The organism is Diaphorobacter ruginosibacter (assembly GCF_014395975.1).
In the GTDB taxonomy this organism is placed as follows: Bacteria; Pseudomonadota; Gammaproteobacteria; order Burkholderiales; family Burkholderiaceae_C; genus Diaphorobacter_A; species Diaphorobacter_A ruginosibacter.
Map to the genome: position 1 here is coordinate 3,917,945 of NZ_CP060714.1, position 26,271 is coordinate 3,944,215.

The window sequence follows — 26,271 nt, forward strand, 5'->3', positions numbered from 1 at the left end:
CGCCATGGCACAGTACTTCGAAGTCCACCCCGACAACCCACAGCCGCGCCTCGTGAAGCAGGCGGTCGCCATCCTGCAGGGTGGTGGCGTGATGGCCATCCCCACCGACTCCAGCTACGCGCTGGTCTGCCAGCTCGACGACACCAAGGCCGTGGAGCGCCTGCGCCGCATCCGCCAGATCGACGAAAAGCACCACCTGGCCCTGCTCTGCCGCGACCTGTCGGAACTCTCGAGCTACGCGCGCGTGGACAACCGCCAATACCGCCTGCTCAAGCAGGCGACGCCGGGGCCCTACACCTTCATCCTGGACGCCACCAAGGAGGTGCCGCGCCGCGTGAGCCATCCCCAGCGCAAGACCATCGGCCTGCGCGTCCCCGACCGCAAGGGCACGCAGCTGCTGCTGGAAATGCTGGGCGCTCCCCTGATCGCGTCGACCTTCATCCCGCCGGGCGAGACCGAACCCCTGAACGATCCCCAGGAGATCCGCGACCGCTTCGAGAAGCTGATCGACGGCGTGGTCGATGCAGGCCCCTGCCCCCACCAGCCTACCACCGTGGTGGACCTCACTCCCATGGAAAACGGCGGCGAAGCCATCGTGGTACGCGAAGGGCGTGGGTCTCTTGCAGCGCTGGGGTTGTGAGCTTTTCTGGTCTCTTGTGTGCTGAAATTTTAGGGCGGAGGCCGGGACTGCCCCCACCCCGCCAGTCTGAGACAATACCCCCGTGGACGCCTCCAATCTCATCCAATCCATTCTCATCTACGCCCTCCCGGTGCTCTTCGCCATCACGGTGCACGAGGCCGCGCACGGCTATGTAGCCCGCCATTTCGGCGACAACACCGCGCTCATGATGGGCCGGATCACGCTCAACCCCATCAAGCACATCGACCCCATCGGCACCATCCTGATGCCGCTGCTGCTGTACTTCTCCACCTCGGGGGCCTTCCTCTTCGGCTACGCCAAGCCGGTTCCCGTGAACTTCTCGAACCTGCGCAATCCCAAGCGCGACATGATCTGGGTGGCGCTCGCCGGCCCCATGGTCAACTTCATCATGGCGATTCTCTGGGCCGTGCTGCTGCTCCTGCTGCTGGGCTTTGGCGTGAACGAGCGCTTCTTCCTGGCCATGGCCAAGGCCGGCGTGTCGGTGAACCTCGTGATGTGGGCCTTCAACCTGTTTCCGCTGCCACCGCTGGATGGTGGCCGCGTGCTCACCGGCCTGTTGCCCTGGAAGCAGGCGCACTGGCTGACGCGGCTCGAGCCCTACGGCTTCTTCATCGTGATGGGCCTCGTCCTCATGGGCGTGGTCAGCACGCTGTGGCTTCAGCCGCTGATGTCGGTCGGCTACAGCATCATCAACGTGCTGATGATCCCCTTGCGCGCCCTGCTGCTCGGCTGAACAAACGTCTGGGCCACCAGCGCGCCCCCAAAGAACCCTCATCCATTCTTCTGATTCTTTCCATGTCTGCAACCCGCTTTCTCTCTGGCATCACTCCTTCCGGCACCCCGCACCTGGGCAACTACGCGGGCATGATCCGCCCGGCCATCCGCGCCAGCAAGGCACCGGGAGTGGAAAGCTACTATTTCCTCTCCGACTATCATGCGCTCATCAAGGCACAAGATCCCGAGCGTGTGCACCGCTCCACGCTGGAGATTGCCGCCACCTGGCTGGCCGCGGGCCTCAACCCGGAACATGTCACGTTCTACCGCCAGTCCGCCCTGCCCGAGATTCCCGAACTCACCTGGCTGCTCACCTGCGTGACCGGCAAGGGCCTGCTTAATCGTGCCCACGCGTACAAGGCATCGGTCGACAAGAACGTCGAAGCAGGCCGCGAAACCGATGACGGCGTGACCGCCGGCCTGTTCATGTACCCGGTTCTGATGGCCGCCGACATCCTGATCTTCAATGCCCAGAAGGTTCCGGTCGGCCGCGACCAGATTCAGCACATCGAGATGGCGCGCGACATCGCATCGAGCTTCAACCATCTCTATGGGGAACACTTCACGCTGCCGGAAGCGGTCATCGAGGAAAGCGTTGCCACGCTCGCCGGCCTGGACGGCCGCAAGATGAGCAAGAGCTACGACAACACGATTCCGCTGTTCACCCCGCGCGATCAGCTCAAGAAGCTGGTCGGCAGCATCGTCACCGACTCGCGCATGCCAGGAGAGCCCAAGGAGGTCGAAGGCTCCGCGCTGTTCCAGATGTACCAGGCATTCGCCCTGCCCGAGGAGACCGAGGCCATGCGCAAGGCCTACGCCGAAGGCATTGCATGGGGTGACGCCAAGCAGATGCTGTATGAATGCATCGACCGCGAGGTCACGCCGATGCGCGCCACCTATGACGACCTGATGGCGAACCCCGAGAAGGTCGAGGCCGCGCTGGCGATCGGCGAGGAGCGCGCCAAGGCACATGCCGCCACCTTCCTCAAGGACCTGCGCAATGCCGTGGGCCTGCGTCGCCTGAGTGCCCCGGCCGTACGCAAGGCCGCGAAGGAAACCAAGGCCGCGCTCCCGAGCTTCAAGCAGTATCGGGAAGCCGACGGCAAGTTCTACTTCAAGCTGGTGGCCGCCGACGGCAGGCTGCTGCTGCAAAGCACGGGGTTCACAGCCCCCAAGGATGCGGGCCAGGCCATCGCGCAACTGCAGAAGCAGGGCTCCGCCGCATTGGCGGCCATCGCACCGCACCTGGTGCCTGTCCCGGGCATCGGGCCCGGGGATGTGGAGAACGCACTCCAGGCCCTGCTGGACGCTGCTGCCTGATTCGCTTTTCCGACTTCGTCTTGCACAAGAAAGAGCACCGTGATGACTGACAGGTGCTCTTTTTTCATTGAAACTTGAGGCCCACAACCCCATTCAATCAAGCACTGGTCGAAGGGGCGGTAGAGTGCAGTTAACAAGTGTTAACCGGATCACACGATTGCGCACTGACGCAATCGGCTTCCTATACTCATGCCACCTTTTTCCCCAATGAATTGCCTGCAAGGATTTCCATGCGCATTGTGGCTTTGGATGATGATGCCCTCCAGCTGGAGCTGTTCAAGCGTGCCATAACGGACATGGGGCACTCGTGCCATACGTATCAGACGGGCGCGGCCCTCATGAAGGACATGCGCCGCGATACGTTCGATCTGCTCCTGGTCGACTGGCACCTGCCGGACACCTCCGGACCCGAGGTTGTCCGCTGGGTACGCAAGCACGTGGGGCTTGACCTGCCCATTCTGTTCGTCACGAGTCGCCAGGAAGAGCGCGACATCGTGGAAGGCCTCGACTGCGGCGCCGATGACTTCATGGTCAAGCCGGTGCGTGTCGGCGAATTGACTGCGCGCGTCGGCGCGCTGCTGCGCCGCGCCTACCCGGCGGCTGTCAATGAAGTGCTGGAGTTCGGCCGCTACCGTTTCCTGCACGAGACGCGCACGCTCGAGATGGATGGCAAGCCCGTCGAGCTCAAGAACCGCGAGTACGACCTGGCGCTGTTCCTGTTCCAGAACATGGGCCGGCTGCTCTCGCGCGACCATCTGCGCGAAATCATCTGGGGACAGACCAGCGATGTGATCTCGCGTTCGCTCGACACCCATATCTCCCGCCTTCGCAGCCAGCTCGACCTCCGGCCGGACAATGGCTTTATCGTGACAGCCGTATACGGAATGGGTTATCGTTTCGAGGCTGTCAAACCCAAGAGCGAAGACACTCTGATTCCTACGTAATCCGGAGGCTGCTTCCCCCAAAGGAACCCAACGCTCTGTAGGATTGGCGGGCCGACTGCGAAATAATGGCAGCGGCCGGTTATCACACGTTCGCCTGGGAGGAAGTACTGTGGCCCATCCGCTGCGCCGTTCGTCGCCGCATCTCTTCGCATTCGCTCTGGCTTCGGCCCTGGCGGTGCCATTGCCTGCCCACGCGGATTCCACCGCATTCATCAACCACAGGGTGATCCAGGGCGATACGCTGGAACGTCTCGCCGCGCAGTTCTACGGCGACGTGCATCTGTGGCAGCAGTTGCAGAAGTTCAACCAGGTTCCCGATCCCCGGCGCCTGCAGCCCGGTTCCACGCTGCGGATTCCCGTGAAATTCATGCCCGAGCAGGCGGCCGAGGTGAGCTTCGTGCAGGGCCAGGCCACGGTGACTCCATCGCGCGGCAGCCAGGAGGCGACTCCGCTGCAGGCCGGCCAGAAGCTGCAGGAAGGCGCAGCGATCAAGGTGGCGCCCGATTCGTTCGTCACCGTCAAGCTCGCCGACGGCACGATCATCCGCATCCAGGCCGAGTCCGACGTGCAGCTCAAGCAGCTGCGCCGCAAGGGCCGCAGCGGCAGCCTGCAGTCGGTGCTGGAGATGCAGCGCGGCAGCGTGAACTCCACGGTCGGCACCGAGCCCGATCCAACGCGCGGCTTCGAGGTTCGCACGCCCCAGGCCACCACCAGCGTGCGCGGCACCAGCTTTGAGATCGCCGTGACCGGCAGCGGCAAGGCAGTCACCTCGGTCACGCACGGCACGGTCGCGGTGCGCGCCGGCGACGCTTCCGCTGCAGCAGGAAAGCCGCGCCGCAGCCCTGCTGGAGCCCTCGTCACCGAAGGCCACGGCATCGCGGTGAGCAGCGATGGCGAGCTGGGCGATACCCGGGTGCTGCTGCCCTCCCCCGACCTGAACCAGATTCCCGCCACACTCGAGGATGCGAATTTCCTGAGCTTCGAGCTGCCGCCCATTCCCCAGGCCGACGCCTACTTCGTGCAGGTGGCCCGAGACGAGACCCTGTCGCAGGTGCTGCGCAGCGGTACATTCAAATCCTCTCAAGTACGCTTGAAAGGTATCGAGGACGGCGAGTACTACGTGGCCGCGCGCGCCATCGACGCCCAGGAACTGCCCGGCATGCCCGCGCTCCGCAAGATCAGGGTGAAGACCCAGCCACCTCCTCCGCTGTACCAGCAGCCCGCCCCCGGGGCAACCACCTCGCGTACCTCGGGGCAGTTGCTGTGCACTCGCGTGAGTGGTGCGCAAAGCTACCGCATCCAGGTCGCCGCCACGGTCGATGGCTTCGCCAAGCCCCTGCTCGACGAAGTGCGCACCGGCGAGTGCGACCTGCCGTTGACCGCGCTCGATCCAGGCAGCTACCAGTGGCGCGCGGCCAGCATCCGCACGCTCGCAGACGGCTCGCCCGACCAGGGCCCCTTCTCGATTCCGCAGGCGTTCAAGCTGGCCAACAGCCCCTCGGCGCTGGATGCATCCGCCCTGCAGTCCAGCAGCGACATGCCGGGCATTCACCTGCAATGGCCGGGCGAACCCGGCCAGACCTACCGTATCCAGGTAGCGCGGACCGAGGACTTCGCCCAGCCCGTGATCGACGAGCGACTCGACAAGCCGCAGTGGAATTCCACCGCGCTGGAGCCCGGCGAGTATTTCGTACGCATCCAGACCCATGACTCGGCAACGGGACTGGAGAGCCCCTTCTCCGCCGCGCGGCAGGTGCGCGCTGCGGCCGAAGTGCAAAGCGGCTATGGCCTGCCTCTCACCTCGTCGGACGGCAAGCCGCTCAGGCGTCCCTGATCCCGGCAGCGCCAGCGCATGACGCTCTTTCGTGCCAACAGCCGGGCCCAGTGGCAGCGGCGCGAGTGGTCGCTGCTCACGGTCGCCTTGCTGTGCCTGGTCACCTGGGCATGCGTGACCGGTGCGCTGCAGCGCGTGGACCATCTCATTCACGACGCAGGCGGGCGGCTGTTCGCGCCCCGTGCCAACCCCGACATCGTGATGGTCGCCATCGACGACCGCAGCATCAATGCGATCGGACGCTGGCCCTGGCGACGCGCGCTGCATGCCCAACTGATCGACGTGATCTCGGAGCAGTCGCCGCAGGCCGTGGGCATGGACGTGCTGTTCATCGAGGAGGATGCCGACTATCCCGGCGACGACATCGTGCTGGCGCAGGCCGTGGCGCGCAGCGGCCATGTCGTGCTTCCCGTCACGCGACGCAGCGAGGCACCGCAGGCAGCCATCGACGCACCGCTCGACCTGGTGCGCCAGGCGGCATCGCAGCTTGGCCATGTGCATGTGCAGGTGGACTCCGACGGCGTGGTGCGCAGGCTTCATCTCTTCGAAGGTCCGGCTGGCTCGCCGCTTCCGCATTTCGCGATCGCCATGCTGTGCGCCGCGGGCAATCCGCAGCCCGGCTGCCGCGGCACGCAACTGCCACCGGGCGGCGGCGAATGGACGCGTGACACGCTGCGCGTAATTCCGTTTGCCGCGGGAGCGCCGCGCGCACCTGCCTTCACCACCTATTCCTACATCGACGTGCTCATGAAACGCGTGCCGCCGGATGCCTTCCGCGGCAAGCTCGTGCTCGTCGGCGCGACGGCCACTGGACTGGGCGACATGTTCGCAGCGCCGGTCGCTCCCGAGTCCGACCGGATTCCCGGCGTGGAGCTGGTGGCCCACGTGCTCAACGCGCTTGTCGACGACATCCGCATCACCCCCGCCCCGCTGTCGTGGAACCTGGTGTTCAACCTGCTGCCCGTGGCCGCGGCGCTCATGGCCGTGCTGCTGCTCGGCCCCTTCACGGCACTGCTCGCCTGCGGGCTCATGTTCGTCGCCATGCTGCTCACGGGTGCCGTGACCACGCTCGCCACCGGCTGGCAGCTCTCCCCGGCCTCGGGCATGATGGGTGTGCTGCTGTGCTATCCGCTCTGGAGCTGGCGACGCCTCTCCGCCGCCGCGATGTTCCTGCGCCAGGAGATGCACGACCTGACCCAGGATGGCGTGAAGCTGCCCGCGCCCGCGCCTGCACGCAGCCACCGCATCCTGCCCAGCGACTTTCTGGAGCGCCGCATCCACGCGGTCGAGCAGGCCACGCAGCAGCTGCGCGAGCTCCATCACTTCGTCAGCGACAGCCTGCGCCAGCTTCCCTCGCCGACCTTCGTCTGCGACAGCATGGGCGTCATCACACTCGCCAATGCCGCCGCGGCTCGCATGGTGGAGGACACCACCGACGACCCCACAGGGCATGCGCTGGCCGAGTTGCTGGGCGACTTCGTGCACATCGAGTCCGCAACGCCGCTGCTTCCACTCAACCCGTACCGGTGGTCCGAGGTGCCCGGCCAGCAGGAGTGCCGCGATGACAAGGGCCGCTATTTCCTGCTGCTGTGCAAGCCGTTCGCGGCCAACTCGAATGCGGGCTGGCTCATCACCATGGTGGACCTGACCGACATGCGCCGCGCGCAGAAGCAGCGCGACGAGGCGCTGAACTTCATCTCGCACGACATCCGCTCGCCGAACGCGTCCATCATCACGCTGCTGGAGATGCACCGCGAGTACCCCGACCAGGTGCCGATGAGCGAACTGCTGCCGCGCATCGAGCGCTACGCGCAGTCCTCGCTGTCGATGGCCGAAGGCTTCGTGCGGCTCGCCAGCGCACAGTCGCAGACCTACAGCCTCGCCACCTTCGATCTGGCCGCGCTGCTGGAACAAAGCGTGGATGATGCCTGGGCGCCCGCGCAGGACAACCGCATCCAGGTGCGCATCGACGCCAAGCCCGATGCCGCGCCATGCTGGGGCGACCGCAGCATGCTCAGCCGCGCCATCGGCAACGTGATGAGCAATGCACTGAAGTTCAGCCCCGCCCAGTCAGTGATCCACTGCAGCCTGCTTGCAGAGGAAAGCGACTGGATCATCAGCATCCGCGACGAAGGCCCCGGCATCCCGCCCGACAAGCGCGCGTCGCTGTTCCAGCCCTTCCGCCGCCTGCATGAGAACACCCTTCCCGGAGTCCAGGGCATCGGCCTGGGGCTCGCGCTCGTGCGCACCGTGATCGAACGCCATGCAGGGCATATCGATGTGGTGAGCGAGCCCGGACAGGGCACCGAGTTCCGGCTGCATATTCCTCGCGCCATTCCCGAGGGCCACTGAAGCAGCGGGCCGCAGGCAGGCCCTGAAAAACCGATCCTGAAAAACCAAAAGCCCCAGAACATTTCTGTCCTGGGGCTTGAAGTTTGGTGCGGCTGGCAGGAATCGAACCCACGACCCCTTGGTTCGTAGCCAAGTACTCTATCCAGCTGAGCTACAGCCGCTTGCTGAAGCATCGAATTATATACAGGTTTTTGAGCCTCCAAAGAAAAACGCCATCTTTTTTAGAAAATCTGCAAAAGAGCGCATGCAGCGGGCCGTGTGGGGTGATGTCCGCAAGGCGCATCCGCCCATAACCGCGGCCCTTGCCAACATTCCTCGAAAAGAACGATGATGGCATCGCGAAAAAAAGCCGACTGTCATGCCGATGGGCCTACCATCGAGAATCGCCGCTTATGCAGTGAGTGCTTCAGAAGCACGGCCCGGCTGCGGTTGCCCCAATGCGGCCACCGCCCCCAAGGAAGACAAGGACTGCGAGCCTGACCGCGCAGCCAACCAGTGTGAGTGCAAGACAAGAGAAGATGACGGACGCCCGTACCCCCCCGCAGCAGACCATGGCAGCGCCTTCCGGTGCCATGTGGGAGCAGTTGTTCCACCGCAGCGCCAAGCCCGGCCTGAGCCTGCAGGGCCAGATCCGCGAGATGATGGTCAGCGCCATACTGACCGGCGTGCTGACGCCGGGCGACCCGATCCCCTCCAGCCGCGAACTGGCCCGCCATCTGGGCGTGGGCCGCATCACCGTCGTGCTGGCCTACCAGCAGCTCACGGAAGAGTCCTTCCTGCTCAGCCGGCAGCGCAAGGGCCACTTCATCCATCCCGACGTGCTGCAGGGCCGCAAGCTGCAGCCCAACCATCTCGGATCCGACGCCGACCTGGAGCACGGCGCGGTCCACCCCACCGACTGGGGCCAGCGACTGTGGCTGCGTCCCAGTCAGCAGCGCAGCATCGTCAAGAAGGAAGACTGGCAGAGCTTTCCATTTCCGTTTCTCTACGGGCAGTTCGACAAGGACCTGTTCCCGACCGCGGCGTGGCGCGAATGCTGCATCAAGGCGCTCAGCGTGCTCGACATCCACCAGTGGGCCCCCGACCTGATCACGCGCGACGACGACAGCCTGATCCACCAGATCCAGACCAAGATCCTGCCTCGGCGCGGCGTGTGGGCGTCGCCCGAGGAAATCATCATCACCGTCGGCGCCCAGCACGCGCTCTACATGGTGGGGGACCTGCTGCTGCGCGACGACTCCCACGTCGGCATGGAAGACCCGGGCTACCCCGATGCCCGGAACATCTTTGCAAGCCGCACATCCAACCTGAAGTTTCTTGCGGTCGACGGCGATGGACTGCCACTGTCGGGTGCGCTGCGCGATCTCGACTACCTGTACGTCACGCCCAGCCACCAATGCCCGACCGGCGTGACCATGCCGCTCGAACGCCGGCACGCGCTGCTGAACATGGCACAGGAGGAGGACTTCATCCTGATCGAGGACGACTACGAAAGCGAAAGCAGCTTCGATGACCAGCCCATTCCCGCGCTCAAGAGCCTCGACCGCAGCAACCGCGTGATCTACGTGGGCAGCCTCTCCAAGAGCATGGCGCCTGGGCTGCGCGTGGGCTACATCGTCGCCGCCCCCGAGCTGCTGCATGAGCTGCGCGCCCTGCGCCGGCTGATGATCCGCCATCCGTCCACGTTCATCCAGCGCACCCTGGCGATGTTCATCTCGCTCGGCCACTACGAGTCGCAACTGCGCAAGCTGGGCGCCGCGCAGAAGGAGCGCCACGCGGAACTCGTCGCGGCCATGGCGGAGCACCTTCCGGAGTGCAGGATCACGCCGGTGCGCGGCGGCGGATCATGCTGGGTCCAGCTCCCCGACCATGTGCCGGCGCGCATGCTGGCCGAGGTGGCCGCCGAACACGGCGTGCTGTTCGAGCCCGGCGACATCTTCTTCCAGTCCCCGCAAGCGCCAGGCAACTTCATCCGCATGGGCTACCAGTCCATTCCCACGAACAAGATCGCGCACGGCGTGCAGGCCCTGGCCGAAGCCATGCGCAAGCTGTGACGTCAATGCCATGACAACGATGAGCGACGAGCAACGTGATCAACTGCACCGCGATGGCTACGTGCTGATGCGCCAGGTCATCCCCCATGAGTGGCTGAACGAACTGCGCGACACCTTCGACGCAGGCGTCATTCCCCTGCACGAATGGCCCGTACCGCGTGAGACAAGCATCCGCTACTCGCTGCTGGACCTGAACGACACGATCCAGGCAGTATGCCGTCTGCCCGCCCTGCTGGAGGTCGTGGGCGAACTCATCGGCGAGTCCTTCTTTCATGGGCAGGTCGAAGGCCGGGAACCCAAGCCGGGCTACGGCCACCAACGGCTGCATCGCGACATGTCCACTCAAAGGCCGGGCGACTCGGTCTGCGCCATCATCTATTTCGACGACTATGGCCCCGACAACGGTGCCACGCGACTGGTTCCCGGAACGCACCGGCCGTCACCGGACGACGCACCATTCAATCCGAACGACGAATCACACACCATCCAGCTCACGGGCCATGCGGGCGACATCCTCGTGTTCGACGTCGATCTGGTGCATGCAGGAAGCCTCAACAAAAGCGGGGCACGCCGTCGATCACTGATGACAGGCTATTTCGCCGCGCCCCTGCATCCCATGATGACGCGTTCCGCGCATCTGCGAAACGTGCGCATGCGCACGGATGACCGTTTCAGCGAGGCCGGAAAACTGCTGCCAACAACACAGCCGACCCACTGAGCCGGGAAGAAAAGGATTCGAGCAGCGACCGGATCCGCACGCACCACGCTGGAATCTTCATGCACCATGAAAAACGGCCAGTGCAGTCCAGCACTGGCCGTTTTATCCAACGCGGTCGATCAACTCTTCTTGAGCTTGACCTTCTTGAATGAGGTAGGCGGGTGCGCTTCCACGCCCTTGCCCCCATTCACCAGATGGCGAACAAAGTACGCCACCAGCAGGATCCCCAGGCTCACCACACCCAGCATCAGCGGGGTGCGCTGCTCTGGAATGAATCCCATCGCAATCACGATGGCGAGCATGCCGCCGATCGCAAGGTAGGTGAGGTAAGGGAAGCACCACATGCGCACCTTCAGCAGCTGCGGCGCCTCGCGCTCCAGGCGCTTGCGCAGGCGCAGCTGCGACACGGCGATCAGGATGTACACGAAGATCGCGACAGTGCCGTACGAGTTCACGAGGAATGCGAACACCGTATCGGGCGACACATAGGACATCACGATGGCACCATAGCCGAACAGCGTGGCTACCAGGATCGCGCGCACCGGCACGCCATTCTTGCTGACCTTGGCCAGGGCCTTGGGAGCATCGCCGCGCCGGGTCAGCGCGAACAGCATGCGCGATGAGGCATACAGGCCGGAGTTCAGTGCGGACAGCACGGCCGTCAGCACGATCGCATTCATGATCTGCGCGGCGGCAGGCACGCCCATGGCATTCAGGGCGCTCACGTAGGGAGTAGCGATCTCCTTGCTGTTCCATGGCACCAGGCAGGCGACCAGCAGCACCGAGCCCACATAGAACACCAGCACGCGCGTGATCACCGAATTGGTGGCCTTGGCGACGGCCTTCTGCGGCTCGGCCGTTTCAGCCGCGGCAATCGTCACGATCTCTGCGCCAAAGTAGAAACCGGTGGCGGCTACCGCGCCCGTCAGCACGGGAACCCAGCCGTTGGGCGCGAAGCCGCCATGCTGCGTGAGATTGGCCACCTGCAGGCCATGCGCGTCCGGTGTCCAGCCCAGCACATGCACGCCAGCGATGAACAGGAACACAACGATCGCCGCGACCTTGATGGACGAAAACCAGAACTCGAACTCGCCGAACGATTTCACCGACACCAGGTTGGTCAGCGTGAGCATCACCAGCAGCACCAGCGAGATGATCCAGCCGTCCACGTTGGGCATCCAGTAGCGCAGCAGATCGGCGCCGGCCACGGCCTCGAGCGCCACCACGATCACCCAGAAGTACCAGTACATCCAGCCGGTGAGGAAACCAGCCAGCTTGGAGAGGCCGGGACGATCGGCAAACGCCTCGCGGGAGTATTCGTAGAACGAGCCTCCGCCGGGCATGGCGCAGGCCAGCTCGCCCAACATGCGCATCACCAGCACGACCAGCAGGCCGGTGATCAGGAAGGAAATGACGGCGGCAGGGCCCGCCTGCTTGATGACGACACCACTGCCGATGAAAAGACCGGCACCGATCACGCCACCCAGCGCAATCATGGTCATGTGACGCTCTTTCAGGCCGGTCGAGAGGCCCGAAGAGGAAGGTTGGGATCCGATCACGAATTGTCTCCTTGTTTTGCGAAAGGCACGGCTCCGCCTGCGCCGTCGACCGAGGGACGAACAACATGTCGTCCTGGGTTAAGGCGGGCCGGTCCCGGAATCTGCGTCCGGTTGATCCGTTGAGCGTGTGCACCGCACTGTCCGTGCGGTGCCTGGACCCGAGTGCGAGACTCAGGCAGCCTTGGCGAGAGCCGGGCGGTTCTTGCGGAAGGCGTTCTTCACCAGGATCTTGCCGTCCTTGAAGGTGAACACATCGACCATGCGCGCCTCAACGCGCGAGCCGTCGGCGGCCGTTCCCTTGAATGTGCTCTCGGACACACCGCGGTCGCCGTGCACCCAGTGATCGCCATCCACCCAGGCCGCATCGGGAAACGCACCCCAGGCCGCCTGGAAGCCTTCGCGAACCTGCTCGAGGCCCACAAAGCTCTTGCCCAGTTCATCCGGGCCTGCCACCGCGTGGAATTCACAGCCATCAGCCATGAAGCTCATCAGCGCGTCGATGTCGTGGCGGTTCCAGGCATCCGCAAAACGTGCCAGAAATTGCGCATCGGGCTGGTTGGAGCTGGTGCTCATGAGTGTCTCCTTGTCCTTCAAAACATACACATTGCCACGCTTGAAATTTGACGCGCGGCAAACGAAACGATGGGGATGGATGTTAGGCACGCTGGCATCAGATTCGTAGAACCAGCGCTGACCTATCGTTAAGTCCAGCGAGTCCTTGTCTCGTTGATTGGTTGTCCACCCCAAAAGAAGCATCCTGAACCCCTAGGGAAACCACCAACACGCCCAGCAAACAGAAAAACAACTGGACTTATGAAAAGCCCCCCGCTGGCGCTAACCACCCCAAGCCCCCTCTGGCTATGCTGCAGTCCACAGTCCGGCACAAGGCATGCAGAGGCGACATCCGTCACCCCACAGGGCCAGGCAGGACCCCAGGATTTCATTCAGATGGATTGGATGCAGCGCCCGCCCGCAGCGGGTGCACATGAAGGAGACAACACGATGAAGGCAGAGGACGTTCGCCCCAGCTACATGCGCCCCTACGACCCGCAATACGACCCGCTGGTCGATGCGACCCCCGGCCGCGGCACCGGCTATGCACCCACCTACTGGGTCGGCACCGCAGGCCTCCCTCCGGAGGATGACGGCCCCATCGCAGGCGACATCGAAGCCGACGTGGTGATCGTCGGCTCGGGCTTCACCGGCCTGTCCACCGCGCTGCACCTTGCACGTGAGCATGGCATCAAGGCCATCGTGCTCGAAGCCAACCAGACCGCCTGGGGCTGCACCAGCCGCAACGGCGGCCAGGGGCAGAACGCCAGCGGACGCCTGTACCGCTCCGGCTGGATCGAGCGCTACGGCAAGGAAACCGCGCTCAAGCTCGATGCCGAGATCCGCGAAGGCTTCCAGACCTTCAAGGACCTGGTGGCCGAGTTCCCTGAATGCGAACCGCAGCCCGGCGGCCACCTCTATATCGCCCACCGCGAGAAGAAGATGGATTTCCTGCGCAGCGAGACCAAGCTCATGCGCGACGTGTTCGGCTACGACGCGAAGATGCTGAGCAAGGAAGAGGTCCAGCGCGACTGGGTGAACGACGCCGACAGCTTTGGTGCCATGCACGAGCCCGACGGCATCGGCGTGCACCCGCTCAAGCTGGCCTTCGCCTACATGCGCAAGGCCCGCGAGCTGGGTGTGAAGATCCATCCCGCCAGCCCCGTCCTGGATGTGGAGACCCGCAATGGCGTGCACTACCTGCGCACGCCGGGCGGCACGGTCAAGGCCCGGTCGGTGGGCTTCGCCACCGGCGGCTACACCAGCAACAAGCTGCACTCGCGCCTGCGCAACAAGATCATGCCGATCCTGTCGAACTCGCTGGTCACGCGCCCTCTCACGCAGGAAGAGCTAGCGGCCACCAATTTCAAGACCACGCAGGTGATCACCGACACGCGCACGCTGCGCTTCTACTACCGCCGCCTGCCCGACAACCGCGTGCAGATCGGCAGCCGCAGCTCCATCACCGGTGCCGATGCGCCCAATCCCGTGCACATGGCCAAGCTGGTCGACGGTCTGCACCTCAAGTTCCCGGCACTCAAGGGCATCAAGATCGACTATTCCTGGTGGGGCTGGGTGGATGTGAGCCACGACATGATGCCGCGCATCACACAACCCGATCCGAAGGAAACCATCTTCTACGCGGTCGGCTACGGCGGCAACGGCGTATCGTTCTCGGCACATGCCGGGCGCCGCATGGCGCAACGCATCGCTGGCAAGCACCTGAAGGCCTTCGAGCTCCCGATCTACAACTCCGAGCTCGAGTATCCCAACGTGTTCAACACGGTGCGCTCCGAAGCCTTTGCACCATTCCGACGCATGGGCCAACGCTTCCTCTACCACTGGTATCACGCCCAGGACGAACAGGGCTGATGCCCTGACGCCGCAAGGCGCCGCAGAACCCCCAAAACGCAGCTCCGGCTGCGCTTACAGAGATCCATTCCGCAAGGAAGGATCTCTTTTTTTCTTTTTATTTTCAACCACTTGCCAAACTTTTCTGGCATGCATCCTGCTGTGCACCAGGAGCTTGATCGGCATTTTCGATGCCTGAAAAGAGCGTCCTTATCCACTCTACGGCACAGATCAGTGAAAGCACCTACACCCACACCAACGCCCGCACGCACTTACCCGGCACCGCGCAGGCAACACCGCGCAAAGCCATGCCAGGCAACGAATCGCGCTATTCAAACCTTATATGCATCGACCGGATGCAAAGCACATTTTTCGCACGTCCCGCAGGTTCCCATGCCACTGGACCTAACGATAGACCTCGGCTGGTTCTACTGGCTCCATCCCGTTGCTCACTACGATCCGCTTCGAAAGCCCTCTTTCACCGATGAAGCGTGGACTTTCAAAGGACGCCCCACCGCGCAGACTGCCTTGCAGGCCTTCAACGTGGAGCGAGCTCGGAATCGGTTCGGACCGGAGAAGGAGTCGGCAGGCAATACATCTGGAGTGTCAGCAACAACAAAGTGTTTTTCTGGTTTTGAAGTTCAACCGATTTCGTTTTAAAGCAATGGAGACAATGAAAATGACAATGCAAAAACGGTTTGTGCTGAAAGCAGGCATCGCGGCAGCAGCGCTCGCACTCTCGGGTGTATCGGGCATCGCGGCCGCGCAGCAAAAGACAGTGACGTTCGCGAACCAGGACATGCTGGTTCCGCTGCGCCTGATCATGGAGTCCGGTGAGGTCGAGAAGGAAACCGGCTACAAGATCAACTGGCGCATGTTCTCGGGCGGCGGCGACGTGATCCGCGCCATGGCATCGGGCGATGTGCAGATGGGCGAACTGGGCTCCAGCCCGCTCACCGCGGCGGCCAGCCAGGGCCAGGACATCAAGCTGTTCTGGATCTCCGCCGACATCGCCAGCGCCGAGGCGCTGGTGGCGCGCGACGGCAGCGGCGTCACCAGCTTCAAGAGCATGGAAGGCAAGCGCATCGGCGTGCCCTTCGTGTCCACCGCGCACTACCAGCTGATCGCCGCACTGGGCAAGGAAGGTGTGGACGCGCGCAAGGTCAACATCATGAACATGCGTCCACCGGAAATCGCCGCCGCATGGGAGCGCGGCGACATCGACGGCACGTTCGTGTGGGACCCCGTGCTCGCCAAGGTCAAGCAAAAGGGCAAGGTCCTCGCGACCTCCGGCTCCATCGCGCAGATGGGCTTCCCGACCTTCGAAGGCGTGGTGGTCACCTCCAAGTTCGCACAGGAGAACCCGGAGTTCATGGTCGCCTTCGTGAAGGCACTGAACCGTGCGAGCGCGCAGGTGCGGGACAACCTCGCGAAGTGGACCCCCGAGTCGGCCGAGGTCAAGGCCATCGCCAAGTGGTGCAAGGCCGACCCCAAGGACGTGCCGGCGGCCATGTCGCTCTACCAGTTCCCCAGCGCCCAGGACCAGCTCAACGCCCAGTGGCTGGGTGGCGGCGCGGCCAAGGCCATGGCCAACACGGCCACCTTCCTGAAATCGCAGGGCCGCATTCAGGAGGTCAAGCCCGATTACTCCGCGTTCGTGACCGACGCGTATGTGAAGAAGGCACTCGGCAAGTAAGCCGCCGGCATCGCGAACTTCTGCGGGGTGCGTCCTCCAACGGCCGCCCCGCAGTTCTTGGATCACTTCATTTCTTCTTGGAGGGCGGTGTCATGCCTACTCTGGATATACGCGACCTGACTGTCAATTACGAAGTCAAGGGCGGACATTTGCAAGCCCTGGCCCCCGTCAACTTGACCATGCACGATGGAGACTTCGTGGTGGCGCTCGGTGCATCAGGCTGCGGCAAGACCACTTTACTCAACTGCATGGCAGGCTTCCTGGCACCATCGAGCGGCGAGATCCTGCTCGACGGCAAACCCATCGACGGCCCCGGAGCGAACCAGGGCGTGGTGTTTCAGAAACATGCCCTGATGCCATGGCTGAACGTGGTGGACAACGTGGCGCTCGGCCTGCGCATGCGCGGCGTCGACCTGAAGACGCGCACGCAGATCGCCGAAGAGAAGCTCGGCCTCGTGGGCCTGCAGAACTACACGAAGCGCGCGGTCTATGAGCTCTCGGGCGGCATGCAGCAGCGCGTGGGCATTGCGCGCGCGCTGGCCAACGACCCGGCGCTCCTGCTCATGGACGAACCCATGGGCGCACTCGATGCGTTCACGCGCGAGCAGGTGCAGGAAATCCTGCTCAAGGTCTGGAAGGCCACCAACAAGATGGTGTTCTTCATCACCCACTCGGTGGAGGAAGCGCTGTTCCTGGCCAGCCGCCTCATCGTGATGAGCCCGAGCCCCGGGCGCATCTCGCACGTCTACGACGACATGCCTTTCTGCCACGAGTTCCTGCGCACGGGCGATGCGCGCGCCGTGAAATCCCGTCCCGACTTCATCAAGCTGCGTGAAGAGGTTCTGAGCCTGATTCACCACCGGGAGCCCGCCAATGTCTGAGGCCCTACCCATGAACGATATCTCCACCTCCGCGCCGAGCACGATCGTGCGCAAGAGCCTTCCCAAATCACCGCAATCGACACCCCCCCAGGGTCCGGTGAAGACCAGCCGCTTCAAGACGCCGGGTGAAGGCTCGAGCGTCGGCATCAGCATCGCCACCGTGATCGTGTTGCTGGCGCTGTGGTTTGCCGCCACCAACCTGGGCTGGGTGAAACCACTGTTCCTGCCAAGTCCCCAGGCAGTGTTTCAGCAGTTCTACGAGTACCTGACCGGCCAGGCCAACGACAAGCCGCTGTGGCAGCACTTCTCGGCCAGCCTGCTGCGCGTGACGGTGGCCTTCTGGCTGGCGTTCATCGTGGCCGTTCCCCTGGGCATTGCCATGGGCATGTCGCGTGTCGCGCGTGGGGTCTTCGATCCACCGATCGAGTTCTACCGTCCCCTGCCTCCCCTGGCCTACCTGCCGCTGATCATCATCTGGTTCGGCATCGACGAAACGCCCAAGATCCTGCTGATCTTCCTGAGCTGCTTTGCGCCGCTGGCGCTTGCCGCCCGATCGGGCATGCGCAGCGCAGCCCAGGAGCAGATCAACGCAGCGTACTCCATGGGAGCCAGCTACTGGCAGGTGATCCGCTACGTGATCATTCCCGCAGCCCTGCCGGACATCCTGGTCGGCATGCGCATCGCCATCGGCTTCGGCTGGACCACGCTGGTGGCCGCCGAAATGGTGGCGGCGAACGTGGGTCTGGGCCAGATGGTGCTGAATGCGTCGAACTTCCTGCGCACCGACATCGTGATCATGGGCATCATCGTGATCGGCGTGGTGGCGTACATCTTCGACCTCTTCATGCGCTGGATCGAAAAGCGCCTGGTACCGTGGAAGGGACGCATGTAACCACCACCGGAATTCCCGCCCGGCCAAAGGGCGGGACACTCTGCCGGATGGCGGCTGCAACCCGCCTGCATCACAGCAATCCGGCATTGCCTGCTTGGGGCGACTCGAAAGGGTCGCCCTTTTTTGTTGCTCGCCCGCCTCCATTCATGTCGTCAGAAAATGATTTCATTGACAAACGAAAGCAGATTCTCGCCCCGATTATCGATAGACGTTATGAATTGGATCAGCCAGAAAAACATCGGCCGTGACACCTTTGGACGACATACTCCCAGCTCTCGATCAACCAACGAATCATTCCAATCGTTCCTGCACTCTTGCAGATAAATATCGGGCAGCTACTCATACCGTAGCAATAAAAAAACTATTGAAGTTTTCATTACATTCAACCCAAAGCGTTAACAAAAAATAATTGCGTCAACATTATTAATTAATAACAGCTATTGATTGCTACGATTCGATTCATCCAAGGCATTAGCTATCAGATGATCGATATGGTTAGCATTTTCAAGAAAAACAGTGTCACCTCCTTCTCCCGCATCACCGCGCTGTCGCTGGTCGTTGCCGCAGCCGGATGGATGGCTTCCAACCCCGCCCACGCAGCGGCCGACAACACTGCGGCGCGTGTGCCCGAACGCATGCAGCCCCTGTCTACCGCCGAGGAGTTCGTGCCCATGAAGCGCAGCGCTGCCGCAGCCACCGTGGCGGCGGCCCGGGTGGATCTCGGCGCATGGACCGGCACCAAGAGTGCATCGGAGGCGGCCGGCAACGTCGTGAAGATCGGCGCCACCCGCACCAGCACCACCTCAGCCACCGTGCAGGGCACGAATGCGCTGCTCCGCTGGCAGACCTCTTCACGCGGGGGCCTGGTGTCCGCGCTCACCTTCGCATCCGAAGAAGCCTTCGGCATGCGCCTGGGCGTGCTGATCGAGGCCCTGCCCGCAAGCGCCCTGCTGCGCGTCTACCAGGCCGGCTACCGCGGCGAGGCGTTCGAGATTTCCGGCCAGCGCGTGAACCAGATCATCGAGAACAACCTGAAGGCAGGCGACCGCACCGATGCCGGTCGCACATGGTGGACGCCGGGCTTCGATGGCGAGGAAGTCACCCTGGAAATCGAGCTGCCCCCGGGCACTTCGGCCGACGGCCTTCGCATTGCCGTGCCCAGGATCGTCCACCTGTTCGACAACCTCACCGTGCGTGTCGCGCAGGAAGACGACGTACAACTCAAGATCGGCAATTCCGGCGACTGCATGCAGGACTCCACCTGCTACGACCGCTACAGCGCACAGCGCGACGCCGTGGCCCGCATGCTGTTCGTCCGTGACGACGGCGCCTATCTCTGCACCGGCACCCTGCTCAATGACAAGACCGGCAGCGGCACGCCCTTCTTCCTGACCGCCAACCACTGCATCTCCTCGCAGGCCGTGGCCTCGACGCTGCAGACCTTCTGGTTCTACCGCTCACCCACCTGCGGCGCCCGCACCCTCTCGGCCGACAGCAAGGCACTGACGAACGGCGCCACGCTGCTGTTCAGCGCACAGGTGCCCGATGTCACGCTCCTCAGGCTGAACGACACCCCACCGGCCGGCGCCATGTTCGCAGGCTGGGACGCCACCGCACAGACCGCCGGCACCTCCGGTGCGGGCATCCACCATCCCGCGGGCGACCTGCAGAAGATCAGCATCGGCAGGATCGTCGGCACGGCCGCCTGCACGCCCGAGGTGGGCGCATACAACTGCCAGTACACCGACGACATGACGGAAAACTTCTACCGTGTGGAGTGGTCCAGCGGCGCGGCTCAGGGCGGCTCGAGTGGCTCCGGCTATTTCGTCAACGGCCTGCTGACCGGTGTTCTCTCCACCAGCAACGCCAACTGCAGCAACCAGGGCGGCATCAACAACTACTCGCGCTTCGACCGCATCTTCCCCCTGATCAAGCGATGGATCTATGCTGGCTCTTCCTCGTCCGCAAGCACCACCCAGGGCACCTACGCGCGCGCAGCGGTCTACAGCTTCTACAACCCGCTGACCGGCGCCCGCTTCTATACCGCGAGTGCCGAAGAACGCGACTACCTGATCAGCCTGAAGTCCGAGTACCAGTATGAAAACACCGCGTTCTATGCGAGCGCTGCGGCCGGCGCGGGCCTGACCCCGGTCTTCCGCTTCTACAACACGGCATCCGGCGCCCATTTCTACACCGACAAGACCGCAGAGCGCGACCTGCTGCTGAACCTGGCAGGCACCTACCAGTACGACGGCATCGGCTGGTACTCGCCCGTCAACGCCGACAACGGCGCGGTGGCCGAATACCGCTTCTACAGCGCGGGGAAGAACACCCACCTGTACACATCGAGCACAACGGAGCGCGACGCCATCATCGCCCGTGGCGGCTACCAACTGGACGGCGTGAGCTTCCACGTCTGGCCGCAGCCATGAGCTGACGTGCCCGGGGAGAGGAAGCTGGGCGGAGCAGCGTCGCGCTCGCGCCGCCGCATCACCTCTTGCACAGCAGATCCGCCACCGCCAGCAGCAACCCCTCATCCAGGTTCTGCTGCAGATCGACAGCCAGCCGCTGGCGGTAGAAAACGCCAAGATCCAGCCCCACCCCCAGCGCGCACACCTTCACATCTCCGGCCCGCTCCCGCGCTGCCAGCACCTGCCGCAAATGCTGGTCGAGATAGTGCTCGTCGTTCACCTGATGCGTCGCGGTATCCATCGGGCAGCCGTCGGAGATCACCATCAGGATGCGCCGCTTCGCGGACCTCCCAAGCAGGCGCTGGCACGCCCACTCCACCCCCTCGCCATCGATGCCTTCGCGAAACAGGTCGGCCTTGCGCAAAGCGGCAATGCCGGCGCGGCCATGGCGCCAGCGCTTGCCCCCGTCCTTGAAGACGATGTGCAGGCGCTCGTTCAAGCGACCGGGAAACTGCGGCTGGCCCGCACGCTGCCATTCGCGGCGCACGCGGCCGCCGTTCCAGGCACCGGTCGAAAAGCCCAGCACCTCGACACTGGCACCCGCCATGTCGAGGGCCCGCCCCAACACGTCGACCAGGATGGACATGTGCCGGGAATGCCCCTTCATCGATCCCGAGCAGTCCAGCAGGAAGGTCACCGCCGTCTCGTTGACGGGCCTGTCGGCCTCGTCCTTGAAGATCGCGCGCTGCTGCGGGTCGCTCACCAGCTGCGTGAGCCGCCCTGCGTCGAGGTGGCCCTCCTCCAGGCCGAAGTTCCAGCCATCGCGCTGGTGCTTGGCAAGGCGCATCTGGAAGTGCCGTGCAAGCCGCCCCACGTGCAGCCCGGAGCGCGCGATCTCGTCGTCCATGCTGGCACGGAACTCCGCAAGCTGCGATGCTCGGATGAGCTCGGTGGCCTGCTCCTCGCGATCGTACTGGCGCGAGAAGACGCGGTAGGTCTGCGACGAGCTGGCCCATGCGCGGCTGTCGCCGGTCTGCGCCACGGGCAGTTCGTCCAGGTTCTGCGATTCGAAATGCAGCGGCAGCGCAAAGCTGCTGCGGCGCTTGGGATTGCCGTTGCCGCGCGGCGCATCTTCCTGCGCGGCGCGAACCGCCTCGCCCACCCAGCGCGCCACGGCCAGCGCGGGCTCAATGAAAGCGGACTGGTCTTCGCGCGTGCGGCGCAGTTGCACCCAGAAGCGGCCGAGGTGCGGCGACATGGCCATGCGCGTGGATTCGATCGCGTCGGACATCCGGTCGGGCATCTCCTGATCGGTCAGGCGACTCCATGCCGTCAATGCCACGGCGAACAGCAGGATGCCCAGGCTGCTTTCGGTCAGTCCGGAATCGCCGAAAGCCTGCGCCCATTGCAGAAAGCGCTGGCGCATGTTCTCGCGCGCGCCGGGCCACGCCTGCGGCACCAGGCTCTCGACCCGCAGCTGTTCGAGCAGCTCGAACACCAGCCGCTCGACCGGATCGGCGGGCAGGTGCGCGCGGTGCAGGCTGGCGTCGCTCGAGCACAGCCTCAGCCCCACGCTGTCGAGCATGCCACGCTGGTCTGCCAGCTCCGCGGGAACGTTGGTGTGGTGCGCCGCAGGCAGCGCCTGTGGCATGGTGCCGGCATACAGCGTCTGGCCGCTCCACTGCAGCGATGCATCGCCCGTGATGGCGCGCAGCATGGCCCCGCCCCAGGCCTCCATCTCGGCCAGGGTGGGGGCCGGTCTCGCCGAAGCGTTGCCTGTGTCAGCCGACATGTACGTGCAGTGCCGGATCTTCCGCGCGCACGTTCAGTTCCTGAGCGAAGCAGCGCTGGAAATACTCGGCGACGATGGTGCGCTCGGCAGGCTCGCACTTGTTGAGGAACGAGAGTTCGAACGCCAGCTTCACGTCATGGAAGATCTGCGTGTTCTCGGCCCAGGTGATCACGGTGCGCGGCGACATTAGGATCGACAGGTCGCCCACGGCAAACCCCTTGCGGGTGAGATTGGCAAGCGCCACCATCGCGTCGATCTGGTGCCGGCCCTGCGGCGTGTTCAGTTCCGGCACGCGTGCCACGACGATCGCCGCCTCCTCGGAGGGCGCCAGGTAGTTCAGCGTGGTCACCAGGTTCCAGCGGTCGAGCTGCGCGTGGTTGAGCATCTGCGTGCCGTGGTAGAGCCCCGAGAGATTGCCCTGGCCCAGCGTGTTCATCGTGGCGAAAAGGCGGAAGTGCGCATGCGGCTGGATCACGCGCTTCTGGTCGAGCAGCGTGAAGCTGCCTTCGCGCTCGAGCACACGCTGGATCACGAACATCACGTCGGGTCGGCCCGCATCGTATTCGTCGAACACGATGGCCACCGGCCGCTGCAGCGACCACGGCAGGATGCCCTCCTGGAACTGCGTGACCTGCTTGCCCTCCTGCAGCGTGATGACGTCCTTGCCCACCAGGTCGAGGCGGCTGATGTGGCCGTCGAGATTCACACGCACGCACGGCCAGTTCAGGCGCGCGGCGACCTGCTCGATATGGGTGGACTTGCCCGTCCCGTGCAGCCCCTGGATCACCACGCGGCGGTTGTGCGCGAAGCCTGCAAGGATCGCAAGCGTCACCTGCGGGTTGAAGCGGTAGGCCGCATCGACGACCGGCACATGCTCGTTGCGCTCGGCGAACGCCGGCACGCGCATGTCGGTGTCGATGCCGAACACCTCGCGCACGCTGATGGTGGTGGTGGGCTGCAACAGGGTCAGGTCAGTCATCATCTGCTCCGGGCGGAACATCGTCGTTGATGCAGGCGATCGCTTCCGCTGCGGCCTGCAACTTGGGAAGATAGGACAGCGCCTTCTCTTTCGAGAAACGCATGATGGGCGCCTGCACCGCAAGGCCCATGTTGGAATTGCCGCTGCGCGAGGGCACCAGCACGCCCAGGCACAGCAGGCCCGGCAGGAATTCCTCGTTATCGAACGCATAGCCCTGCTCGCGCACCGCGTCGAGCTCGGCGTCCACGGCCTCGAAGGTGGTCAACGAGTTGTTGGTGAAGCCCTGCAGCGGCGCGGCCGACAGCAGGCGACGGCGCTGCGCGGGCGCCATCTGGCTCAGGAACAGCTTGCCGGTGGCCGAGCAGTGCGCCGGCACGCGCGAGCCCGGCTGCAGGTAAAAGCGCAGGGGCGCGGGCGTCTCGACGCGATCCAGATAGAGCACTTCGCCGCCCGAGAACGCGGTGATGTTGCAGCTCTCGCCCAGGTCGTTCACCAGATGGGAAAGCACGGCATGGCGCGCGCCATGCGTGGTGTTGTTGAGCAGCACGTTCTCCGCCATGCGCATCAGGCGCCGGCCCGTGGCGTAGTGGCGCCCGTTGCCCTCGCGCTGCAGGATGCCTGCGCTCTCCAGCTGCGTGAGCATGCGGTGCATGGAGGGCTTGGGCAGCCCCGTTTCCTCCACGATGGATTGCAGCGTAAAAGGCGCGTCCTTCTGCGCAATGACTTCAAGAAGCGCAAACAGACGCAGGTTGGGCGTGTCCCCATCCAGTTTGGTCGTGCTGTTGTCGGTGTTCTTCATAACGTCATCGATCATATTGAGTTCCGTTTTTTGAGTCAATTTATTCCGAAAAAAGAAATTTCTTGCCAAATCACAAAAAGTTCTCGTAGACTTGCGTCCGTGATTTCTTTTTTCGGAACTAAAAGTTTCGTTTTTCCATCTCTCGCTAGGAGACAAAGATGACTAAAGCTAAAGTCGACAATCGTAAGGTCGTTGAAGGCGTCACCAAGATGACCCCTTCCGAGGCATTCGTGGAAACCTGCGTTGCCAACGGCGTGACCGAAATGTTCGGCATCATGGGCTCGGCCTTCATGGATGCCATGGACATCTTCGCACCGGCAGGCATCCGCCTGATCCCCGTGGTGCACGAGCAAGGCGCGGCCCACATGGCCGATGGCTACGCCCGCGTCTCCGGCCGCCACGGCCTGGTGATCGGCCAGAACGGCCCCGGCATCTCCAACTGCGTGACCGGCATCGCCGCCGCCTTCTGGGCCCACAGCCCCGTCGTGATCGTGACGCCAGAAACCGGCACCATGGGCATGGGCCTGGGCGGCTTCCAGGAGGCCAACCAGCTGCCGATGTTCCAGGAATTCACCAAGTACCAGGGCCACGTCGTGAACCCCAAGCGCATGGCTGAATTCACCGGCCGCTGCTTCGACCGCGCGATGTCCGAAATGGGCCCTACACAGCTGAACATCCCGCGCGACTATTTCTACGGCGAGATCGAGTGCGAAATTCCGAAGCCCATGCGCGTTGACCGCGGCCATGGCGGCGAGACCAGCCTGAATGCTGCCGTCGAACTGCTGAAGACCGCCAAGTTCCCGGTCATCCTGGCCGGCGGCGGCGTGGTGATGGGCGACGCGGTTCCTGCCGCACAGGCCCTGGCCGAACGCCTGGGCGCGCCCGTGGCCACAGGCTACCTGCGCAACGACGCATTCCCCGCCAAGCACCCGCTGTGGGCAGGCCCTCTGGGCTACCAGGGCTCCAAGGCCGCCATGAAGCTGATCGCGCAAGCCGACGTGGTGATCGCACTGGGCTCCCGCATGGGCCCATTCGGCACGCTTCCGCAACACGGCATGGACTACTGGCCCAAGACGGCCAAGATCATCCAGGTCGAAGCCGATCACACCAACCTGGGCCTGGTCAAGAAGATCTCCGTGGGCATCAACGGCGACGCCAAGGCCGTTGCCGAAGAGCTGGTCAAGCGCCTGTCCAACGTCACGCTCGCATGCGATGCCACCAAGGCCGCACGCGCTGACACCGTGGCCACCGAGAAGGCCGCCTGGGAGAAGGAACTCGACGAGTGGACGCACGAGCGCGATCCGTACAGCCTGGACATGATCGAGGAAGCCAAGAAGGAGAAGACTCCGACCGGCGGCGAATACCTGCACCCACGCCAGGTTCTGCGCGAACTGGAAAAGGCGATGCCTGCCCGCGTCATGGTCTCCACCGACATCGGCAACATCAACTCCGTCGCCAACAGCTACCTGCGTTTTGACGAGCCACGTTCGTTCTTCGCTCCGATGTCGTTCGGCAACTGCGGCTACGCACTGCCCACCATCATCGGTGCCAAGTGCGCAGCCATGGACCGTCCCGCCATCGCCTACGCCGGTGACGGCGCATGGGGCATGTCGATGATGGAAATCATGACCGCAGTGCGCCACGACATCCCCGTGACCGCCGTGGTGTTCCACAACCGCCAATGGGGCGCGGAAAAGAAGAACCAGGTGGACTTCTACAACCGCCGCTTCGTTGCCGGCGAACTCGAAAGCGAAAGCTTCTCCGAGATCGCCAAGGCCATGGGCGCCGAAGGCATCGTCGTCGACAAGCTGGAAGACGTGGGCCCGGCCCTCAAGAAGGCCATCGACATGCAGATGAACGAAGGCAAGACCTGCGTCATCGAAATCATGTGCACACGCGAACTGGGCGACCCGTTCCGCCGCGACGCCCTCGCCAAGCCCGTGCGCTTCCTGGAGAAGTACAAGGATTACGTGTAATCCCCTCGAGGCGCTGCGCGCCCTCCCCTTGGGAGGACACCGCCAGCGCCACGGGGCAGGCCCTGTGCCGCGCGCGCAGCTCTGCCCCTTCGGATCACATTCCGGCCCGCTGGAATGTGTCCTCACCCCAGCCCTCTCCTTTCCTGTTTCCGTTCAGGTGGAGAAGGCTGAGGTGAGGATGACGGCGGCGATGAAAACGACCTTCATCCCGCCCGCCCCCATCAGA

The 26,271-nt window shown here is 63.9% G+C and carries 20 protein-coding genes and 1 tRNA gene; 15 read left to right on the top strand and 6 right to left on the bottom strand.

The window, feature by feature from the left end; all coding sequences use genetic code 11:
- Nucleotides 1–4: 4 nt before the first annotated feature.
- The 6 genes from H9K76_RS17815 (at nt 5) to H9K76_RS17840 (ending at nt 7,885) form a co-directional block, all read left to right on the top strand.
- Nucleotides 5–640, top strand: a complete 636-nt coding sequence (locus H9K76_RS17815; RefSeq protein ID WP_187596652.1) for an L-threonylcarbamoyladenylate synthase — start codon at nt 5–7, stop codon at nt 638–640.
- An 82-nt stretch (nt 641–722) separates the two neighbouring features.
- The gene (locus H9K76_RS17820; protein ID WP_187596653.1) at nt 723–1,394 is read left to right on the top strand and encodes a site-2 protease family protein; all 672 of its coding nucleotides are present in this window, start codon (nt 723–725) and stop codon (nt 1,392–1,394) included.
- Nucleotides 1,395–1,456: 62 nt separating this feature from the next.
- Nucleotides 1,457–2,755 carry a tryptophan--tRNA ligase gene (locus tag H9K76_RS17825; protein ID WP_187596654.1) on the top strand — a complete coding sequence of 433 codons (1,299 nt, stop codon included), beginning with the start codon at nt 1,457–1,459 and terminating at the stop codon, nt 2,753–2,755.
- A 230-nt stretch (nt 2,756–2,985) separates the two neighbouring features.
- The gene (locus H9K76_RS17830) at nt 2,986–3,699 is read left to right on the top strand and encodes a response regulator transcription factor (protein ID WP_187596655.1); all 714 of its coding nucleotides are present in this window, start codon (nt 2,986–2,988) and stop codon (nt 3,697–3,699) included.
- Between the two features lie 109 nt (nt 3,700–3,808).
- A complete protein-coding gene (locus tag H9K76_RS17835) occupies nt 3,809–5,533 on the top strand; it encodes a FecR family protein (protein ID WP_187596656.1) in 1,725 nt (574 codons plus the stop codon).
- Between the two features lie 18 nt (nt 5,534–5,551).
- Nucleotides 5,552–7,885, top strand: a complete 2,334-nt coding sequence (locus tag H9K76_RS17840) for a CHASE2 domain-containing protein (RefSeq protein ID WP_187596657.1) — start codon at nt 5,552–5,554, stop codon at nt 7,883–7,885.
- 84 nt (nt 7,886–7,969) lie between these two features.
- Here H9K76_RS17840 and H9K76_RS17845 read toward each other — a convergent pair.
- Nucleotides 7,970–8,046: transfer RNA gene (locus tag H9K76_RS17845), tRNA-Arg, on the bottom strand.
- A gap of 357 nt (nt 8,047–8,403) precedes the next feature.
- On the opposite strand from H9K76_RS17845, the gene pdxR reads away from it, so the two are divergent.
- Both pdxR and H9K76_RS17855 read left to right on the top strand, forming a co-directional pair.
- Nucleotides 8,404–9,939 carry a MocR-like pyridoxine biosynthesis transcription factor PdxR gene (gene pdxR / locus H9K76_RS17850; protein ID WP_187596658.1) on the top strand — a complete coding sequence of 512 codons (1,536 nt, stop codon included), beginning with the start codon at nt 8,404–8,406 and terminating at the stop codon, nt 9,937–9,939.
- A gap of 10 nt (nt 9,940–9,949) precedes the next feature.
- Nucleotides 9,950–10,657, top strand: coding sequence for a phytanoyl-CoA dioxygenase family protein (locus tag H9K76_RS17855; protein ID WP_223196257.1), 708 nt, complete (start codon nt 9,950–9,952; stop codon nt 10,655–10,657).
- 119 nt (nt 10,658–10,776) lie between these two features.
- On the opposite strand, the gene H9K76_RS17860 is transcribed toward H9K76_RS17855, so the two are convergent.
- Both H9K76_RS17860 and H9K76_RS17865 read right to left on the bottom strand, forming a co-directional pair.
- Nucleotides 10,777–12,159 carry an amino acid permease gene (locus H9K76_RS17860; protein ID WP_425489712.1) on the bottom strand — a complete coding sequence of 461 codons (1,383 nt, stop codon included), beginning with the start codon at nt 12,157–12,159 and terminating at the stop codon, nt 10,777–10,779.
- A gap of 228 nt (nt 12,160–12,387) precedes the next feature.
- Nucleotides 12,388–12,789, bottom strand: coding sequence for a nuclear transport factor 2 family protein (locus tag H9K76_RS17865; protein ID WP_187596660.1), 402 nt, complete (start codon nt 12,787–12,789; stop codon nt 12,388–12,390).
- 429 nt (nt 12,790–13,218) lie between these two features.
- On the opposite strand from H9K76_RS17865, the gene H9K76_RS17870 reads away from it, so the two are divergent.
- The 6 genes from H9K76_RS17870 (at nt 13,219) to H9K76_RS17895 (ending at nt 20,520) form a co-directional block, all read left to right on the top strand.
- Nucleotides 13,219–14,640 carry an NAD(P)/FAD-dependent oxidoreductase gene (locus H9K76_RS17870; RefSeq protein WP_187596661.1) on the top strand — a complete coding sequence of 474 codons (1,422 nt, stop codon included), beginning with the start codon at nt 13,219–13,221 and terminating at the stop codon, nt 14,638–14,640.
- 658 nt (nt 14,641–15,298) lie between these two features.
- Nucleotides 15,299–16,315, top strand: a complete 1,017-nt coding sequence (gene tauA, locus H9K76_RS17875; protein WP_187596662.1) for a taurine ABC transporter substrate-binding protein — start codon at nt 15,299–15,301, stop codon at nt 16,313–16,315.
- Between the two features lie 92 nt (nt 16,316–16,407).
- Nucleotides 16,408–17,196, top strand: a complete 789-nt coding sequence (locus tag H9K76_RS17880; protein ID WP_187596663.1) for a taurine ABC transporter ATP-binding protein — start codon at nt 16,408–16,410, stop codon at nt 17,194–17,196.
- Entirely contained in the window at nt 17,189–18,088 is a 900-nt protein-coding gene (locus H9K76_RS17885) for an ABC transporter permease subunit (RefSeq protein WP_187596664.1), read from the top strand. The genes H9K76_RS17880 and H9K76_RS17885 overlap by 8 nt, the downstream gene beginning before the upstream one ends.
- Nucleotides 18,089–18,135: 47 nt before the next feature.
- Nucleotides 18,136–18,336, top strand: coding sequence for a hypothetical protein (locus tag H9K76_RS17890; RefSeq protein ID WP_187596665.1), 201 nt, complete (start codon nt 18,136–18,138; stop codon nt 18,334–18,336).
- A gap of 243 nt (nt 18,337–18,579) precedes the next feature.
- Nucleotides 18,580–20,520, top strand: coding sequence for a trypsin-like serine protease (locus H9K76_RS17895; protein WP_187596666.1), 1,941 nt, complete (start codon nt 18,580–18,582; stop codon nt 20,518–20,520).
- A 58-nt stretch (nt 20,521–20,578) separates the two neighbouring features.
- Here the strand turns inward: H9K76_RS17895 and H9K76_RS17900 are convergent, their stop codons facing one another.
- The 3 genes from H9K76_RS17900 to H9K76_RS17910 are packed head-to-tail and all read right to left on the bottom strand — an operon-like array spanning nt 20,579 to nt 24,084.
- Complete coding sequence (locus tag H9K76_RS17900) at nt 20,579–22,291, bottom strand: cobaltochelatase CobT-related protein (protein ID WP_187596667.1); 1,713 nt, start codon at nt 22,289–22,291, stop codon at nt 20,579–20,581.
- Entirely contained in the window at nt 22,281–23,270 is a 990-nt protein-coding gene (locus H9K76_RS17905; RefSeq protein ID WP_187596668.1) for an AAA family ATPase, read from the bottom strand. The genes H9K76_RS17900 and H9K76_RS17905 overlap by 11 nt, the downstream gene beginning before the upstream one ends.
- A complete protein-coding gene (locus H9K76_RS17910; protein WP_187596669.1) occupies nt 23,263–24,084 on the bottom strand; it encodes an IclR family transcriptional regulator in 822 nt (273 codons plus the stop codon). Before H9K76_RS17910 ends, H9K76_RS17905 begins: the two co-directional genes overlap by 8 nt.
- A gap of 143 nt (nt 24,085–24,227) precedes the next feature.
- Between H9K76_RS17910 and xsc the strand changes: the two genes are divergently transcribed.
- Nucleotides 24,228–26,045, top strand: a complete 1,818-nt coding sequence (gene xsc / locus H9K76_RS17915) for a sulfoacetaldehyde acetyltransferase (protein WP_187596670.1) — start codon at nt 24,228–24,230, stop codon at nt 26,043–26,045.
- Nucleotides 26,046–26,271 lie beyond the last annotated feature (226 nt).

Excerpts from the sequence above, each read along its gene's own strand:
- H9K76_RS17860 (WP_425489712.1), bottom strand. The coding sequence starts at position 12,159 with ATGACCATGATTGCGCTGGGTGGCGTGATCGGTGCCGGTCTTTTCATC.
- H9K76_RS17840 (WP_187596657.1), top strand. The coding sequence starts at position 5,552 with ATGACGCTCTTTCGTGCCAACAGCCGGGCCCAGTGGCAGCGGCGCGAG.
- H9K76_RS17855 (WP_223196257.1), top strand. The coding sequence starts at position 9,950 with ATGACAACGATGAGCGACGAGCAACGTGATCAACTGCACCGCGATGGC.
- H9K76_RS17865 (WP_187596660.1), bottom strand. The coding sequence starts at position 12,789 with ATGAGCACCAGCTCCAACCAGCCCGATGCGCAATTTCTGGCACGTTTT.
- tauA (WP_187596662.1), top strand. The coding sequence starts at position 15,299 with ATGACAATGCAAAAACGGTTTGTGCTGAAAGCAGGCATCGCGGCAGCA.
- H9K76_RS17885 (WP_187596664.1), top strand. The coding sequence starts at position 17,189 with ATGTCTGAGGCCCTACCCATGAACGATATCTCCACCTCCGCGCCGAGC.
- H9K76_RS17910 (WP_187596669.1), bottom strand. The coding sequence starts at position 24,084 with ATGATCGATGACGTTATGAAGAACACCGACAACAGCACGACCAAACTG.
- H9K76_RS17825 (WP_187596654.1), top strand. The coding sequence starts at position 1,457 with ATGTCTGCAACCCGCTTTCTCTCTGGCATCACTCCTTCCGGCACCCCG.
- H9K76_RS17815 (WP_187596652.1), top strand. The coding sequence starts at position 5 with ATGGCACAGTACTTCGAAGTCCACCCCGACAACCCACAGCCGCGCCTC.
- H9K76_RS17900 (WP_187596667.1), bottom strand. The coding sequence starts at position 22,291 with ATGTCGGCTGACACAGGCAACGCTTCGGCGAGACCGGCCCCCACCCTG.
- pdxR (WP_187596658.1), top strand. The coding sequence starts at position 8,404 with ATGACGGACGCCCGTACCCCCCCGCAGCAGACCATGGCAGCGCCTTCC.
- H9K76_RS17870 (WP_187596661.1), top strand. The coding sequence starts at position 13,219 with ATGAAGGCAGAGGACGTTCGCCCCAGCTACATGCGCCCCTACGACCCG.
- H9K76_RS17830 (WP_187596655.1), top strand. The coding sequence starts at position 2,986 with ATGCGCATTGTGGCTTTGGATGATGATGCCCTCCAGCTGGAGCTGTTC.
- H9K76_RS17905 (WP_187596668.1), bottom strand. The coding sequence starts at position 23,270 with ATGACTGACCTGACCCTGTTGCAGCCCACCACCACCATCAGCGTGCGC.
- H9K76_RS17890 (WP_187596665.1), top strand. The coding sequence starts at position 18,136 with ATGGCGGCTGCAACCCGCCTGCATCACAGCAATCCGGCATTGCCTGCT.
- H9K76_RS17880 (WP_187596663.1), top strand. The coding sequence starts at position 16,408 with ATGCCTACTCTGGATATACGCGACCTGACTGTCAATTACGAAGTCAAG.
- xsc (WP_187596670.1), top strand. The coding sequence starts at position 24,228 with ATGACTAAAGCTAAAGTCGACAATCGTAAGGTCGTTGAAGGCGTCACC.
- H9K76_RS17895 (WP_187596666.1), top strand. The coding sequence starts at position 18,580 with ATGGTTAGCATTTTCAAGAAAAACAGTGTCACCTCCTTCTCCCGCATC.